A 15,953-nucleotide genomic window follows, 5' to 3' on the forward strand; every position below is an offset into this window, starting at 1 on the left:
AGCGCTACCTTTGCTAGCTATGACTCTAGTGCACAGGCAGAAGTTGCCGACGCCTTCTTGTCGTTTTTTTGGGTTGCAGCAGGTTGTCGCCCAACGCCAAAAAGCGAGGATCAGGCAGGACCTCGCTTACGCATTTGCAGCTGCATCAGGACAGCGCTACCTTAGTGCCTTGATTTTTGTTTGGCAAGCCGCCCGATGACCACCCCTAAAAACGATAAAAACACTCGCACCACCGGCCGTCCCACCCTTAATGAAGTTGCCCGTCTGGCCGGCGTCAGTCCGATTACCGCCTCCCGCGCCCTGCGCGGGGTCAGCACCGTGGCCACCGAACTGGTGGAAAAAGTGCAGAAAGCCGCGCTCGAACTCAACTACGTGGTCAACCCTGCCGCCCGCGCCCTGGCCTCGGCGCAGAGCCATTCGGTGGTGGTGCTGGTGCCGTCGCTGTCCAACCTGCTGTTCATCGACACGCTGGAAGCCATTCATCGGGTGTTGACGCCCAAGGGCTTCGAAGTGCTGATCGGCAACTTCCACTATTCGCGCGATGAAGAAGAAAACCTGCTGCGCAACTACATGGCTTATCAGCCGCGTGGTTTGCTGTTGACCGGATTTGATCGCACAGAAAGTTCGCGGCGGATGATCGAAGCCAGCAACATTCCCTGCGTGTACATGATGGAACTGGACAGCGCGGCCGGCGTGAACTGCGTTGGTTTCTCGCAGCTCAGCGCCGGCGAAACCGCGGCCGAGCATTTGCTCTCGCGCGGTCGCAAGCGTCTGGCCTATATCGGCGCGCAACTCGATCAGCGCACCTTGTTGCGCGGCGAGGGTTTTCGCAAAGCCCTGCAGAAGGCCGGGCGCTATGACCCGGACCTGGAAGTGCTGACCCCACGCTCCTCGTCGGTGGGATTAGGCGGTGAGCTGTTCCTGCAACTGCTGGCGGCGCATCCGGACGTCGATGCGATCTTCTTTGGTAACGACGACCTGGCGCAGGGCGCCCTGCTCGAAGCGCTGCGCAACGGGATCAAGATCCCCGAGCAGGTGGCGATCCTCGGCTTCAACGACTTGCCGATGTCCGAGCACATGGTGCCGCGCCTGAGCAGCATCAACACCCCGCGCGAGGCGATTGGCCGGCGCGCGGCGGAGCAGATGCTGACGTTGATGGCCGGCAACAGCGTGGCGCGGCCGGTGGAAGACATGGGTTTTGAACTGAAGATTCGCGAGAGTACCTGACCTTTGAAATCCTGTCGGAAGCAATCCCTGTGGGAGCTGGCTTGCCAGCGATGGCGTCAGGCCAGTCGATACAGTGTTGACTGATACACCGCAATCGCTGGCAAGCCAGCTCCCACAGTTTTTGGGTACACCCACCCTGCGCATGTATCAGTGCCTGAGCAGTTCGACGAGGGCCGATGCGCCCTTCTGCAGTGGCTGGCTCTTGAGCCACACCGCATGTACCGGCAGCACCAGGCCATTCTCGATATTGCGGAAATTCAGGCGTTGCAAGCGCCCGCTGTCCAGCCACGGCTGCACCACCGACAACGGGAAATTGCCCCAGCCCAGCCCCGCCTCGACCATCTCCAGCGCAGTCTCCAGGGTGTCGGTGCGCCAATGCGATTCGGCCACCAGCGGCCGGGTTTCGCTGATCGGCAAGTCGCGACTGGCGACGACGATCTGCCGCACATGTACGAGGTCTTCGAGAAACAGATCCTGCCCCTGCAACAACGGACTGTCCGCCGCGAGCGTGGCGATCATCCGTTCGCTGCCGACGAACTGAAAGCGCTCATGCACGTTCATGCTCAACCCGGCAAACGCCAGACACACGCTGACACGGCCACTGTGCAGCATCGCCAGCACATCGTCCTGCGGCGCGGTCAACACTTCGATATCGAGCAGCGGATGACGCTCGGCAATCACCTTGATCGCAGCGAGCAAGCGGCGCCGGTCAATGTCCGCGACCACGCCAATCGACAGCTTGCTCTCCAACCCCAGCGACAACTCCACCGCATGCACTTGCAGTTGCTTGAGCTGCTCGGCAATCAGCCGCGCGTGGGGCACCAGTGACAGTGCCATCGCTGTCGGCTGCGGCTCGCGATGGCTGCGGTCGAACAAGGCGTAGCCAAGCTCCGCCTCCAGATTGCCGATAGCCATGCTCACCGCCGACGGCACCCGCCCCAAAGCGCGGGCAGCAGCGGAAAACGAGCCACGCTCGATCACTGCGAGGAACAGTTCGATGCTGTCGCTGTTGAAATTCACTTCATCTACCTATCACCAAAACTGAAAGCTACTGACTTTTTCTGTCACGCCTATTGAAGCTATCTTTCGCCGCCTTCGCCAGTCCCGCTGGCCACATGTTGCAAGAAAGAGGCAAATCCCCATGCAAGGCGTCAAACGCAAACTGGTTTACGTGTCGCTCTACGAAGTGATCGGCATGACCTTCTCCGCCCTCGGCCTGGCGCTGTTGTCCGGCACCTCGCCGGGCAGCACCGGCCCGCTGGCGGTGATCATCACCACCATCGCCGTGACCTGGAATTTCATCTACACCACACTGTTCGAGCATTGGGAAAGCCGCCAGCAGTCACGCACCCGCACGGTCAAGCGGCGCATTGCCCACGCCGTGGGTTTTCAGCTGACACTGATCGTGTTCCTGATCCCGCTGATCGCCTGGTGGATGAACATCAGTCTGGTGCAGGCGTTCCTGCTGGATCTGGCGTTGATCATCTTCATCCCGTGCTACACGTTTGCCTTCAACTGGCTGTTCGATCGCGTCTTCGGCTTGCCGGCCTCGGCGCTGCCCGATTCGACTGCTGCGGCATAAATCGTTAATTGGTAAGCAGTTATTGCAAGAAATCGGCGGTTCTCCGGGGCTGACCGGTGAAATTCACAATCCGTGAACTCCGATAGCAGGCTAAGCTTTTCCATCAATAAAAAATGGATCCGCCGATGACTGCTCACGCCCCCGCCGCCGCGCAAAGCGACGGCATCGATCCGATACGCGCCGCCGAGATTTCCGCCCGCATCGACCGTCTGCCCGCCGTCGCCACGATCTGGCGACTGGTGGCGCTGTTGTCGATTGGCGGTTTCTTCGAACTCTACGATTTGTTCCAGACGGCCTACATCAGCCCCGGGCTGATCCGTGACGGGATCTTCGCCACCGGCAATCAGGGTGTGTTCGGTTTCTCCGATCAGGCGGCGTTCGCGTCGGCGACCTTCCTGGGTCTGTTTCTCGGCGCCAGCCTGCTCAGTCCGTTGGCCGATCGTTTCGGCCGCCGCGCGATCTTCACCTTTGCGCTGGTCTGGTACACGGTGGCCACGGTGCTGATGGGCATTCAAAGCTCGGCGCTGGGCATCATCTGCATGCGTTTTCTGGTGGGGATTGGCCTCGGTATCGAGCTGGTGACCATCGACGCCTACCTCTCGGAACTGGTGCCCAAGCGCATGCGCAGTTCGGCGTTTGCCTTCGCCTTTTTCGTGCAGTTTCTCTCGGTGCCGGCGGTGGCGTTGATGTCGTGGTGGCTGGTGCCGCAGGCGCCGTTCGGTGTGTCGGGCTGGCGTTGGGTGGTGCTGGCGAGCGCGGTGTTTGCGCTGTTCATCTGGTGGCTGCGCAAGCGTCTGCCGGAGTCGCCGCGGTGGCTGGCGCAGCATGGACGATTCGATGAAGCCAATCGGATTCTCGACGCCATCGAAGCCCGCTGCGAGAAGGATCATCGCCAACCGCTGGATGCGCCTGAAGCCGTTCCGGTGGATGTCGAGGGCAAGGGCCGTTTCGCCGATATCTGGCAACCACCGTATCGGCGTCGGGCGCTGATGTTGATCGTGTTTCACGTGTTCCAGGCGATCGGTTTCTTCGGATTTGGTAACTGGCTGCCGGCGCTGCTGTCCGGCCAGGGCGTCAGCGTCACCCACAGCCTGATGTACGCCTTCATCATCACCCTGGCCTACCCGCTCGGGCCATTGCTGTTCGTGAAGTTCGCCAACCGTTTCGAGAACAAATGGCAGATCGTCGGCTCAGCCCTCGGCGCCATGACCTTCGGCACCCTGTTCGCGTTACAGACCAGCGCCTTCGGCCTGATCTTCTGCGGGGTGATGATCACCTTCTGCAACGCCTGGCTGAGTTTCAGTTATCACTCGTACCAGAGCGAACTGTTCCCCACCAACATCCGCGCCCGGGCGGTGGGTTTCTGTTATTCGTTCAGTCGCTTGTCGACAGTGTTCAGCAGCCTGTTGATCGGGTTATTCCTCGACCACTTCGGCACGCCCGGCGTACTGGCGTTCATCGTCAGCAGCATGCTGATCGTGATGCTGACCATCGGCGGGTTCGGCCCGCGCACGCGCAATCTGGCACTGGAAAACATTGCCCATCGCTGAGGGCCGCACGGTCATCCTCTGCCGCCCGGCGGCAAGGGATGACCGCCTGGTTGCGCACGCACCAACAGTAAAGTCTTGAAATAGCAGGATGTTCTGCAAAGGCACGCTAATTGCTCGGCTATGCCCGTCAGCAATTATCCAAAGGACTCCATCATGATGTTGGTCAGTGCCAAACAGCAGCAGCTCATCCACCTGCCCAAGCGGTTGGCGGATGACGCGACCACGACCGCCGCTGCCGGTCTGCAAAGCGGCCTGCACGGCGCCATGTTGCAATCGCTGCAGAACCAGACTCAGTCGCAAGCCACCGATGCGACCTCCAAGGTCCAGGATTCGCCCACGCAGATCGCCACCCGGCAAGTGGCCGCCGCCACGCGCATCAGCGATAACGTCGACGAAGCCTTCGCCAAGACCCGTGTCGGCCTGCAAACCACCGACGCCACGACTGCCGGCAGCACCACCGGCACCTCGGCCACCGACGCGTTCAAGGACTACATGAGCAAGTCGCCGGAACAGCGTCTGCGCGACAGTATCCTTCAGAGCATGGGCATCACCGAAGACGACATCAAAGCCATGCCGCCGGAGAAACAACTGGCCATCGGCAAAGAGATCGCCGAGCGTCTGCAGGACAAGATGAAGCTGGCACAAGCGGAAAAAGACAACGCCAATGACGTCAAGGACAGCGACAAACTGGCGGACAAGTTTCTCGCAGCGCTTTAGTTTCATGCAAAACGGAACGGGGTCCATTGCGACCCTGTTCTCTCGTACGCTCCCCCCTTATTGCTACCACTCATCAGAAAAGCCTGAGACCTGTAAGAACTGACAGTGGTGCTCTTTCGACCCGCGCTTGTTAAATGGAACGGTGATCACATTCGTGCTCACGTACCTGGATCAGGAGATCATCATGGAAGCCAACGCATTCACCGGCACTTGCGAGTGCAATTCCACCTATAACGGAAATCCGGTTGGAGAGAACTTTAGTACAGAGAAGGTTGTTTTTGATCGCAGACTTTTCAAAGCGGACATGGGCGCTCAATTTGTTCAGATCATCTACCCCGCAGAGCTTGATCCCGGTACCCACGATCTGGTTTTCGTCTCAGAGGGAGTTCCTCAGCTGCAATATCACAATGGAAAAAAACTGCTCACACTCACTGGAACCGGGAAAGTCACCATCGGGCCGAATCTGGATACCCAAGTCGGAACGATTGACGCTAATTACTTTGATGATATAGGGCGGTTGATCGCGTTCAAGGGCGAATTCACTGCCAAGTACGAATTGAAATAACAGGAGCCAATAATAAAACAAGGGCAGTCGCTACTGCCCTTGGATGCCAGGACAATGTCCATCGCTATTTCAGAGCATCAGTTCAACTGCAACGTCGCATTGAACTGCCCGATCGCATCCACTACATGCCGTGACCCCTGCTGAATCTCCAGGATCACCTCCCCCGCCTCGTTCGCCAGTTCCACACCCAGCCCGGTGCGACTCAGGCTCGACTGCATGCTCGACACCGCGCTCAGCGACAGGTCATGGTTTTTGCGCACCACTTCGACAATCTCCAGCGTCGCCTGACTGGTGCGCGCCGCGAGACTGCGCACCTCGTCCGCGACCACGGCAAACCCGCGCCCGTGCTCACCGGCCCGGGCCGCTTCGATGGCGGCGTTGAGCGCCAGCAGGTTGGTCTGGTCGGCGATCCCGCGAATGGTCTGGACGATGGTGCCGATGATGTCCGACTGCTTGTTCACCGCATCGATGCTCCGCGCCGCTTCGTTGAGGTCGCGGGAAATGTCCTGGATGATCTGCACCGTCTGCTGCACGACCTGTGAGCCTTTTTGTGCGCAGGCATCGTTCTGTACCGAAGTGCTGTGGGCCGATTCTGCGGCGTTTTGCAGCGTGGTCATCTGCTGGGTGATGTCACTGGCAAACTTCACCACCTTGTACAAGCGGCCCTTGGTGTCGAACAATGGGTTGTACGAGGCTTCGAGATAAACCATCTGTCCGGACTTGTTCTTGCGCTCGAAACGGTGCGAGTGATATTCGCCGCGATTGAGCGACGCCCAGAACGCTTTGTACTGCGCCGATTCGGATTCGGAACGGTGACAGAACAGGCTGTGGTGATGGCCGACGATTTCCGGCAGCGTGTATTGCATGGTGCGCAGAAAGTTGTCGTTGGCGGTAATCACATTGCCTTCCGGGGTGAACTCGATCACTGCCATCGAACGGCTGATTGCCGCCAGCATGCTTTCTTCTTCGTGCTCTTTGTTGACCCGGGCGGTGATGTCGGCGGCAACTTTTATGACGCTTTTGACCTGTTTGTCCGGGCCATACACCGGCATGTAACTGGCTTCAAGCCAGATCTCCCTGCCGGACTTGTTCAAGCGCAGAAACGTGCCGCTGATCGGCTCGCCCCGGGCCAGGTCGCGCCACAATCTGGCGTACTCCTCGCTGCGATAAAACGCTTCTTCGCAAAACACCCGGTGATGTTTGCCGCGCACTTCCTCGGCGCTGTAACCCATGGTCTTGCAGAAGTTTTCGTTGGCATCCAGAACAATGCCTTCGGGGGTAAATTCGATCATCGCCATCGAGCGGCTGATCGCTTCGAGCTTGGCATTGGCTTCGGTCAAGGCGCAGCTGAAACGCTCGATTTCCTGCAGGTCAGCCTTGTGATGTAGGTTGAACATGGTTGTATCACCTTCCGCGCGGTCTTTTGATTTGATGAAAGTTCAGGTCTTTCAGAATCCACCACTACGTTCCACAGAACAGGCACACGCATTCCTCCACAGGAGGAAGTTGTCAGGTGATAAATGATGTTTAATCCGAGCGTGCATGCCGCGACGCTCTCATCAAGACATCCTTCTCTTGATAGCCCGCGAGCGGGCCAGCCCTAACGTGCAGAAGAACTTCCATGTACAACTGGCTCCTTGTTGGTTCAGTGTCCGGTGCCTTTGATTGCGCACTCTGGCAGCGTTGAAATCACGGCTAACCGATGACGGTCGACATAGTTAGTTACAGCTAGCATAGCCAGCGCCCTGCCACGCGCAAGGCCACTAGTCGGCCAGTATCTGGCATTTTTTGCACAAGAAACGGTTCAGCGAACGGAGGCAAGCGAAGTCTCCGCCAGCAAATCCAGCAGCGCCTGCACCGCTGCCGACGCCGTCTGCCCCGCAGGCAACACCAGCGAAAACACCCGCTCGACAGGTGGTTGCAGAGCAATCACGCGCAAACCCTGACGGTCGACCGGCAAGGTCATTTCCGGCACCAGCGTCACGCCGAGGTTTTCCCGCACCAGCGTGAAAGCGCTGCTCCACTCGCGTACCTCGACCCGCACATCCTGCAACTGCAAACAGGCTTCGGCGGCAAGGCTGCGGGCGTTGGTCGAACAACCGCCGGTGGCCAGCACAAAGGGCAGCGCGGTCAGTTCTTGCAGGGTGACGCCTTGCTCGGTTCCTCGCAGCGCCAGCGGATGGCCCGTCGGCACGACCGCCACCCATTCATCACGGCCCAATGGCCCGGCATTGCGCTCGGGGGCCGGGTTGAGCACCACACCGACATCCACCAGACCGGCCGCAAGCAAGGTTTCCACTTCGTCATCGCTGACCTCCAGCGCCACCACTTCGATCCCGGGGTAAAGGCGATTGAACTGGCGCAGCAGCGGCGGCAGAAAACTCGCCAGGACCATGGGAAAGCTTGCCAGGCGAATCGTCCCGCGCAGCATCGGGCGCACGCTGTCGACGGTCTGGCGAATGGTTTGCAGCGCGCCGAGCATTACGCGCGCCTGCTCAATCACCGGCAGCCCAATGGCGGTGGGCAAGGTTTGCCGGCTTTCGCGACTGAACAGTTGCACACCGAGGGTTTGTTCCATCAGCGCCAGGGCCTGGCTCGCGCCGGACTGCGTCATGCCGACCCGTTCGGCCGCGCGGGTGATGTTGCCGTGATCGGCCACAGCGACCACCAGCCGCCAATGCATCAGGTTCATCATGGCAGTAGCTGTCCTTATGGCTGCTTTCTGAAAGATTAATTTTACCGAGGGTGCGGCGCACTATGACACTGGCGCCAAATCCTCACCAGAGAGCTGCCGATGAAGCTGTATTACGCCCCGCAAGCCTGTTCGCTGGCGCCGCACATTGTGTTGCGCGAACTGAAGCTGCCCTTCGTACTGATCCGCGTCGACAACCGCAGCAAGCGCACCGCCAGCGGCGAAGACTTCATGGCGATCAATCCCAAAGGCTATGTCGCCGCCCTGCAACTGGACAACGGCGCGGTGCTGACCGAAGGCCCGGTGATCCTGCAATATCTGGCGGATCTGCAACCCCAGTCAGGGCTGGCGCCGGCGCCCGGCAGTTTCGAACGGCTGCGTTTGCAAGAGTGGCTGAATTTCGTTTCGAGCGAGATCCACGGCGGCCTCGGCGCGCTGTTTGATGAGCGGCTGCCGGCCGAAGTGATCAAGGAGAAGTTGTTCAAGCGTTTTGCCGTGTTGGTCACGGTGCTGGAGCAGCAGGAGTATCTGCTGCCGAGCGGCTTCAGCGTGGCGGATGCGTTGTTGTTTGTGGTGCTGCGTTGGGCCGGGTTGTTCGGAATCGAACTGGCACAGTGGCCGGCGCTGGCGCGGTTTCAGGCGCGGATTGAGCAGCGGCCGACCGTGATGGCGGCGTTGGCGGCGGAAGCGGTGTAAGTCTGCAGATCATTCGCGAGCAAGCTCGCTCCCACACTGGATTCGGACAAGCCATGGACCCAGTGTGGGAGCGAGCTTGCTCGCGAAGGCGGTAGCTCAAACGCCACCGATCAAACAGTTGAAAATCAAAGTCCCGCCGTCACCTTGCTCGCCACCTCCCTCGGCACCCACGCCTGCCACACCTGCGGCTGATCACGCAAAAACGCTTCGGCGACCTGCCGCGGTGGCTGGCGCTTTTCGCTCATTCCAGCCAGCGTCTGGTTCAGCAGATCAATCGGCAAGTCGACTTTCTCGAAGAACGACACCAGTTCCGGGTATTGCGCCTTGAACGGCGCCGACACGCCAATCGCCAGGCTGGCCGGCATCGAGCGGGTGCCCTTGGGATTCGGGTTGTTGGCATCGGCCAGGGTTTTCCAGGCCTCGGCATCGAACGGCGGTTCTTCGAGTTTTACCAGTTTGAAGCGACCGAGCAGCGGCGTCGGCGACCAGTAGTAGAACAGCACCGGTTTGCCGCGTTTGATCGATGACGCCACCTCGGCATCCAGCGCCGCGCCGGAGCCGGTGCGGAAGTTGACGTAGCTGTCGGTCAGCGCATAGGCCTTGAGCTTCTGGCTGTTGACGATCTCCGAGGTCCAGCCGGTCGGGCTGTTGAGAAAGCGTCCACGGCGCGGGTCTTCCGGGTCGCGGAACACGTCCTTGTAGCGCGGCAGGTCAGCCACCGATTTCAGCTCCGGGGCCAACGCTTTGATGCCGCGCTCGGGGTCGCCCTTGATCACGTATTCCGGCACCCACCAGCCCTCGGTCGCGCCCTTGACCGTGTCCCCAAGGCCGAACACCTTGCCTTCATTGGCAGCCTTGACCCACGCCGGACTGCGCCCGGCCCATTCCTCGCCGATCACTTGAATGTCGTTTTTTGCCAGCGCCGCTTCCAGGCTGACGGTGCTCCCCGGCAGCGTATCGGTCGGGTAGCCGTAGCCTTTCTCGACGATCAGGCGTAGCACTTCGGTGATGAAACTGCCGCTTTCCCAGGTGATGTCACCGAAGTGGATCGGCGCGGATTTCTCCGCCGCCGAAACAGCGCCGACGCTCAGGCTCAGCGCCAGCAACGAACGGCCGAGCAGGGTTTTGATCGATCTCATGCGGACCTCTTGTCTGTCAGGATTGGGTTGGCGCTGTGGCGGTCGCACAGGGCTTGGGAACGGCTCATGTAAGCGCTGACCGAACGCTGGGAAATGCCCAGTTCGGCGGCGATTTGCGGGTAAGTCAGGCCATCGATCCGTGCCAGCAAAAAGGTCGAACGGACCTTGCCGGGCAGGCGTTGCAGGCTGCGGTCGAGGCGCTTGAGGGTCTGGCTCAGGTGTGCGAGGTCTTCAGGCGAAGTGGCGACCTCGACCTCGATCTGCTGCGCATGCCGGCGCTCCAGGTCCGCGCGGCGCCAACGCTGATAAAGCAGGCGTTGGGCAATCGTGGTGAGCATGGCGCGGGGTTCACGAATCGCCGTGACACTGGGCGCCTGAAGCAATTGCGCGAAGGTTTCGGCAGCGATGTCTTCCGCGTTTTCGGCGGCGTGCAGCTGCCGGCGCAAGTACGTGCATAGCCAGCGATAGTGGGCGCGGAACAACACGTCGAGATGATTGAGGTGAACGGTGTCGGCGCCGGACATAGGGGCTCCTGGGTAAGGGGTCGCTGAATGTCCGGTGATCCGGTGGCGCGATCCTAGCAAGGCGTCTTATGCATTAATAATATTTATATTTCATTTTTATATTCCTTTTGGAGATATAAAAGCAAAAGATCGCAGCCTTCGGCAGCGCCTGCATTTGAAATGCGTTCAACCTGTAGGAGCTGCCGAAGGCTGCGATCTTTCAACGCAAGCGGCCATAGCCCAACTCTTCAGCCTCACGCTGATAGTCGAGCACAACCTGATAATCGCTTTCACTGGCTGCCAGAACCTCAGGCAATCCAAGGATCTGCGCCACATCCGGCAACTCAAGCAGCGTCTGATTCATCACCTGGCGCAAGTGCTCGATCTGTCTATCCGTAGTCGATACGGCGGTGATAAACGGCAACGTCGGACTGAACGCACTGCGCGCCACCACCCGCAATCCGTTGACCTCCTCGGGTGCGTATTGCGCAAGGCAGGCATAGGTCACGCTGTCGATGGCTGCCAGATCGGCGCGTTCTTCACGCAGCCAGCGCAGACTCTCGCGGTGTGCGCCACTGATGCCGACCGTGGCGAAGAACTGCCCGTCGCGCTGCAACGGCGCCAGGCGCTGGCGCAACAGATTCATGCCACTGTTGGAGTCTGCGCTGTTGATCACCCCGCGACTGCCACGAAAATCCGCCAGGGTTTTGCGCGCATCGTCTGCGCGGCTGAGAATCAGGCTGCAGTGATTGCCGGCGCTGGCGTCGGGCAATTCGTAGCGCGGGCGACCGACGATGCGCACCTGATCGCGCAGCAAGGTCATCAACGGGTAGCCGCAGGTTTGCGTCAGTAGCAGATCGGGCGACAACCACAGTTCGGGCAGCGACAGGCTGGCGGCGTTCAGGCGGGAGTGGCCGAGGTGTTTGAGGATGCGGGAAATCCAGCGCTCGTTGGCCGCACGAATGGGCTCGGGGGCGGTGTACATCAGCAGTTCAACGTGATGTTGGGTCATACACATTATTTTCCTGCAAATACTTACCTGTGGTGGTCCTGGGGTCAGTGAAAGGGATGCTCGGGACTGTCGATCGGCTTGAACCCGTGGCGCCACCACAACTGCCCATAACCCTGCACCAGAAATCCGCCGCTACGCGCGACCCATTGCTCGCGGCGCATACGGTAAGCCTGGGGCAAGTCGTACCACGCCAGCCCCGGCAGGTCGTGATGCACCAGATGAAAATTCAGATTCAGAAACAGCCAGCGCCATGGCCAGCCGGCCTCGTTGAGCACGGTGCGTTGCTCCGGCTGTGCGTGCGGGCGGTGTTCATAGTAGGAGCGGATCATCGCAATCGACAGCGCCGGTACGCTGATCAGCAACAGGTAATGCCAGACCGGCAACACGCTGAAGCGCGCGACCAACCACAGCATCAACACGGTGAACGCACCATGGGTCAGCCACATTCGCCAGGCTTGCCGCTCGCGGTTTTTCAGGCGTTGCAGTTCTTCCGCGGCCAATGCCAGCAAGGCCAGCGGCGCGCCAATCGCGAACCGCCCGAGCACGGTTTTGTTCAGCCAGTGCAGGCCGCGTTCGAACAAGGAACTGCCCTGCCAACGCACCGCCGTCAGATAGCGGCTTTCCGGATCGACACCGGGCACTGTCAGGTGTTCATCGCGGTGATGCAACAGATGGCTGTCGCGGTACAAGGTGTACGGGTACCACACCGCAAAGGGTGCATAACCGAGGATTTTATTGAAAAGCACCGAGCGGGTCGGATGCCCATGCAGCAACTCATGCTGTACTGAAAGCCACAGCACCAGCAGCGGAATCAGCAGCAATGTACTCAGGCCGCGCCCCAGCCATGCGCTGTTGAGGATGATCGCAAACCAGCCGCCATACACACCGATCAGCAACAGCCATGTCGGCCATTCGGTGCGGGCGGTGAAGCGCTGGCGCAGGGTTTCGATTTGCTGGCGATGGTGGACGTCGAAGTAATTCGGCATGGCGTGGCTCGGAACGGGAATCTTCCCCTTCTGTGCAACGAAGCCGGGCAATCTTGCAGATTATTTTTGCGCTGAGGCGGGAGCCCGGAGGACGGACTCCCGAGGGACGTGATCAATGACCGAAAATATCGACCTTCTTGGCTTTTTTCTCTGCACGCTTTTCAATCGCCGTCTTGGCCGGTTTCTTCTTCGCGGCTTTCTTTGAATCCATACCTTTGGACATGATGCGTACTCCACTCACAGGGATGTAGGCTCAGGTATACACCTATCGCGCGTCGCGCGTTCTTTTATAATCGGCGCTTTGCCCGCCGTCAGTCCGATCCCATGTCCGATACCCAGTACAGCCTGCTCGACGAGCCTTTGTGGCCGTTGATGAACAAGTTTTACCGCCGCCACCAATCATCGATGAAAGCAGTGCGCGACGCGCAACTGTGGGTGGCCCGTCGCGAGGACATCGTCGCCGCGTTGTGCTTGCGGCCGGTGGCGGGCGGGTATTGGTTGACCGGGCTGTTTGTCGATCCGGATTGCCGTGCGCAAGGGATTGCCGGGCAGTTGATTGCGGCGGCAGTGAAGGATGTGCAGGAACCGGTGTGGCTGTTCTGCCATCCGGATTTGCGCGGGTTTTATGAGCGGCGTGGCTTCAGCTTCGACCCTTCCCTGCCCTATGCATTGGCCGAACGGTTGAGCCGGTATGCGCGGAGCAAGCCGATGATTGCGATGGGGCTTGTTTGAAGATCAAAAGATCGCAGACTGCGGCAGCTCCTACAGGGATTGGTGCAGGAGCTGCCGAAGGCTGCGATCTTTTGATTTTTGCTTAATCGTCTGCGCTCGGATCAAGATCCGGGAACATCACTTCGGTAAAACCGAACTTGCTGAAATCAGTAATCCGCGAAGGATACAGACGGCCGATCAGGTGATCGCATTCGTGCTGCACCACCCGCGCATGAAAACCCGAGGCCACGCGCACGATCGGCTCGCCCTTGGGATCGAAGCCCTCGTAGCGGATCTGCTGATAACGATCCACCGCGCCACGCAGGCCGGGCACCGACAGGCAGCCTTCGAAACCCTCCTCGGTCAGCGGACTCAACGGCGTGATCAGCGGATTGATCAGGATTGTCTGCGGCACCGCTTCGGCGTCCGGGTAGCGTTCGCTGTGCTCGAAACCGAAGATCACCAATTGCAGATCGACGCCGATCTGCGGCGCGGCCAGGCCAACTCCGCCGACGCTTTCCATGGTCTGGAACATGTCATCGATCAGTTGCCACAGCTCGGGGCTGTCGAACATCTCCGGCGGCACTGGCGGGGCGATGCGCAGCAGGCGTTCGTCGCCCATTTTGAGGATTTCACGAATCATGATCAGGCTTCGTCAGTGTCCGGCTTGAGCGAATGATCGCGCCCCAGGCCCGAGACGTGTTGTTTGGGATGTACATCGAGTTCGCCGGGGACTTTCTCGCCCGCGTCCTTGCCCTCGCTGGACATGTGTTCGATCACCGCATTCATCTCCGCGCCGAGCAGCAGCACCGCCGAGGAAATGTAGAAATACAGCAAGAGCACGATGATCGCCCCGATGCTGCCATACATCGCGTTGTAGTTGGCGAAGGTTTTGACGTAGAACGCAAAGCCCAGCGAGGCGATGATCCACACCACCACGGCCAGCACCGAGCCGGGGGTGATGAAACGGAATTCCTGTTTGACGTCGGGCATCACGTAGTAGATCAGCGCCACGGCGACCATCATCAGAATCACGATCACCGGCCAGCGCGCAATCGTCCAGACCGTGACGATGAAGTCTTCCAGCCCTACCTGCGCGGCAATCCAGCCCATCACTTGCGGCCCGAGCACCATCAGCGCGGCAGCCACCAGCAGCATGCCGGCAATGCCCACGGTGTAGACAATCGACAGCGGAAAGCGCTTCCAGATCGGCCGCCCCTCGACCACGTCATACGCGGCGTTCATCGCGCTCATCATCAGACGCACACCGGCAGACGCGGTGTACAGGGCAATGACGATACCCACCGAGAGCAAGCCGCCCTTGGACTGCTGCAACTGATCGATCACCGGGTTGACCTGCTCCAGTGCCTGCGGCGGCAATACCAGTTCCGACTGCAAACGCAGCCAGCTGAAGAAGTCCGGCAGGTGCAGGAAACCGATCAGGGCGATCAAAAACAGAATGAACGGGAACAGCGAGAACAGCATCTGGTAGGCCAGCGCCGAGGCATAGGTCGACATCTCGTCGTCGACGAATTCAGTGACCGTGCGCACCATCACCCGGTGCAGGGGCAGACCTTTCATGTCCGGAAAAATCATTCGCGTCTCCTTTCGCCGCATTACAGGTTGAAGTCGTGGCGACTCAGGGGCCGTTTTCTACATCACGGTAGCCTACTTGGCGACCTTCGTGGATGGCTGTCGGGTTTTGACACAAAAACGGCCATCCTTGGATGGCCGCTCGTGTATTTCGTTCAAGGCCCGATTACGCCTTGTCGACACCTTTCTTGACGGCGTCTTTGGCTTTGCCGACAGCTTGCTGGGCTTCGCCTTTTTTCTCTTGAACCTTGCCTTCAGCCTGCAGCTTGCTGTTGTCGGTGGCTTTACCGACACCTTGCTTGACGTTGCCAACGGCTTCGTTGGCCATGCCTTTTACTTTATCGCCAGTGCTACTCATGGTGTTTCTCCTTGGTGCATTGAAGGGGAAAAGTCAGTACGTAATGATTGACTGACCGGGTTTGCCACGAGTTTCATTTATTTTTGCCGTTCATTTCGTCGCGCAATGCAGGTTGGGCTTTATGTTTGCCCCCCAAGCCCCGAGAATGCGCAGCTATGGGCGCGCTGCGCCAACGATCAGACCCCGCAGGAATGTTATGAAACTCGATAAAAAGCAGGCCATTGCCCGTCGCAACCAGGAACTGGGCGGCGCTGTGCTCGGCACCAACAACTGCCACTTCGCCGAACTGAACCGCAACCGCAACATCTGGTGGTTCGACCTGCCGGTATCGCGTCTGGCCGTCGGTCAGTACGAGTGGATTCACCTGCTGATGCACACCCCGGCCACCGACGAACTGCTGCACCTGAAAGTGCCAACCGTGTTTCTGCGGGAAAAGCTCGAAGGCCTGGTGATTCGCAACGAAGGCAAGCGCAAGGCGGCGTTGAGCCTGGAATTGAGTGCAGACAAGGATTCGTACCTGCAGGACATGCGTCCGGCGGGCACCAACGTGAATTTCGCGCCGTTCCGGCAGTAACAACCGCATAAAGCAAAAGATCGCAGCCTTCGGCAGCTCCTACATTGA

General features: G+C 59.6%; 18 protein-coding genes and 1 pseudogene. 8 read left to right on the forward strand and 11 right to left on the reverse strand.

The annotated features are described in order from the left end of the window. Positions 1-195: 195 nt before the first annotated feature. On the forward strand, positions 196-1,227 hold the full coding sequence (gene gntR, locus AC193Q_RS13245; RefSeq protein WP_047295927.1) for an HTH-type transcriptional regulator GntR: 1,032 nt from the start codon (positions 196-198) through the stop codon (positions 1,225-1,227). 147 nt (positions 1,228-1,374) lie between these two features. Here gntR and AC193Q_RS13250 read toward each other — a convergent pair whose 3' ends face one another. Further along, complete coding sequence (locus AC193Q_RS13250) at positions 1,375-2,247, reverse strand: LysR family transcriptional regulator (RefSeq protein WP_483879610.1); 873 nt, start codon at positions 2,245-2,247, stop codon at positions 1,375-1,377. Between the two features lie 121 nt (positions 2,248-2,368). Between AC193Q_RS13250 and AC193Q_RS13255 the strand changes: the two genes are divergently transcribed. From AC193Q_RS13255 to AC193Q_RS13270, 4 genes are all read left to right on the forward strand, one after another. After that, complete coding sequence (locus tag AC193Q_RS13255) at positions 2,369-2,809, forward strand: PACE efflux transporter (RefSeq protein WP_483879611.1); 441 nt, start codon at positions 2,369-2,371, stop codon at positions 2,807-2,809. 125 nt (positions 2,810-2,934) lie between these two features. Beyond that, positions 2,935-4,359, forward strand: a complete 1,425-nt coding sequence (locus tag AC193Q_RS13260) for an MFS transporter (protein ID WP_483879612.1) — start codon at positions 2,935-2,937, stop codon at positions 4,357-4,359. Positions 4,360-4,515: 156 nt separating this feature from the next. Continuing rightward, on the forward strand, positions 4,516-5,076 hold the full coding sequence (locus tag AC193Q_RS13265; RefSeq protein WP_483879633.1) for a hypothetical protein: 561 nt from the start codon (positions 4,516-4,518) through the stop codon (positions 5,074-5,076). A 184-nt stretch (positions 5,077-5,260) separates the two neighbouring features. Next, positions 5,261-5,641, forward strand: a complete 381-nt coding sequence (locus tag AC193Q_RS13270) for a hypothetical protein (RefSeq protein WP_131671178.1) — start codon at positions 5,261-5,263, stop codon at positions 5,639-5,641. Positions 5,642-5,718: 77 nt separating this feature from the next. On the opposite strand, the gene AC193Q_RS13275 is transcribed toward AC193Q_RS13270, so the two are convergent. The 3 genes and pseudogenes from AC193Q_RS13275 to AC193Q_RS13285 all read right to left on the reverse strand — a co-directional run bounded on the left by AC193Q_RS13275 (position 5,719) and on the right by AC193Q_RS13285 (position 8,336). Next, complete coding sequence (locus AC193Q_RS13275; RefSeq protein ID WP_236170321.1) at positions 5,719-6,258, reverse strand: methyl-accepting chemotaxis protein; 540 nt, start codon at positions 6,256-6,258, stop codon at positions 5,719-5,721. A 51-nt stretch (positions 6,259-6,309) separates the two neighbouring features. Beyond that, positions 6,310-7,038 (reverse strand): annotated as a pseudogene (locus AC193Q_RS13280) (PAS domain-containing protein); the annotation flags it as partial. 407 nt (positions 7,039-7,445) lie between these two features. Further along, a complete protein-coding gene (locus AC193Q_RS13285) occupies positions 7,446-8,336 on the reverse strand; it encodes a LysR family transcriptional regulator (RefSeq protein WP_121186810.1) in 891 nt (296 codons plus the stop codon). A 99-nt stretch (positions 8,337-8,435) separates the two neighbouring features. Here AC193Q_RS13285 and gstA point away from each other — a divergent pair, with 99 nt between their 5' ends. Continuing rightward, entirely contained in the window at positions 8,436-9,029 is a 594-nt protein-coding gene (gene gstA, locus AC193Q_RS13290) for a glutathione transferase GstA (RefSeq protein ID WP_483879613.1), read from the forward strand. A 125-nt stretch (positions 9,030-9,154) separates the two neighbouring features. Here gstA and AC193Q_RS13295 read toward each other — a convergent pair whose 3' ends face one another. The 4 genes from AC193Q_RS13295 to AC193Q_RS13310 form a co-directional block, all read right to left on the reverse strand. Continuing rightward, positions 9,155-10,168: an ABC transporter substrate-binding protein gene (locus AC193Q_RS13295; protein ID WP_483879614.1), complete on the reverse strand. Its 1,014-nt coding sequence runs from the start codon at positions 10,166-10,168 to the stop codon at positions 9,155-9,157. Beyond that, the gene (locus tag AC193Q_RS13300) at positions 10,165-10,692 is read right to left on the reverse strand and encodes a sigma-70 family RNA polymerase sigma factor (RefSeq protein ID WP_483879615.1); all 528 of its coding nucleotides are present in this window, start codon (positions 10,690-10,692) and stop codon (positions 10,165-10,167) included. Before AC193Q_RS13300 ends, AC193Q_RS13295 begins: the two co-directional genes overlap by 4 nt. 199 nt (positions 10,693-10,891) lie before the next feature. Then, positions 10,892-11,683 (reverse strand): phosphate/phosphite/phosphonate ABC transporter substrate-binding protein, encoded by a 792-nt coding sequence (locus AC193Q_RS13305; RefSeq protein ID WP_483879616.1) that lies wholly within the window; start codon positions 11,681-11,683, stop codon positions 10,892-10,894. Between the two features lie 44 nt (positions 11,684-11,727). Continuing rightward, a complete protein-coding gene (locus AC193Q_RS13310) occupies positions 11,728-12,669 on the reverse strand; it encodes a fatty acid desaturase (protein WP_131671174.1) in 942 nt (313 codons plus the stop codon). A 324-nt stretch (positions 12,670-12,993) separates the two neighbouring features. Here AC193Q_RS13310 and AC193Q_RS13315 point away from each other — a divergent pair, with 324 nt between their 5' ends. Then, complete coding sequence (locus AC193Q_RS13315) at positions 12,994-13,401, forward strand: GNAT family N-acetyltransferase (protein WP_047295952.1); 408 nt, start codon at positions 12,994-12,996, stop codon at positions 13,399-13,401. Positions 13,402-13,483: 82 nt separating this feature from the next. Here the strand turns inward: AC193Q_RS13315 and def are convergent, their stop codons facing one another. From def to AC193Q_RS13330, 3 genes are all read right to left on the reverse strand, one after another. Further along, complete coding sequence (gene def / locus AC193Q_RS13320; protein WP_047295954.1) at positions 13,484-14,023, reverse strand: peptide deformylase; 540 nt, start codon at positions 14,021-14,023, stop codon at positions 13,484-13,486. Positions 14,024-14,025: 2 nt separating this feature from the next. Beyond that, positions 14,026-14,976, reverse strand: a complete 951-nt coding sequence (locus tag AC193Q_RS13325; protein ID WP_047295957.1) for a YihY/virulence factor BrkB family protein — start codon at positions 14,974-14,976, stop codon at positions 14,026-14,028. Between the two features lie 163 nt (positions 14,977-15,139). After that, on the reverse strand, positions 15,140-15,331 hold the full coding sequence (locus AC193Q_RS13330) for a CsbD family protein (RefSeq protein WP_414868301.1): 192 nt from the start codon (positions 15,329-15,331) through the stop codon (positions 15,140-15,142). A 196-nt stretch (positions 15,332-15,527) separates the two neighbouring features. Between AC193Q_RS13330 and AC193Q_RS13335 the strand changes: the two genes are divergently transcribed. After that, the gene (locus tag AC193Q_RS13335; protein ID WP_041068691.1) at positions 15,528-15,905 is read left to right on the forward strand and encodes a hypothetical protein; all 378 of its coding nucleotides are present in this window, start codon (positions 15,528-15,530) and stop codon (positions 15,903-15,905) included. The last annotated feature ends 48 nt before the right edge of the window (positions 15,906-15,953 follow it).

The organism is Pseudomonas sp. F2 (assembly GCF_057174385.1).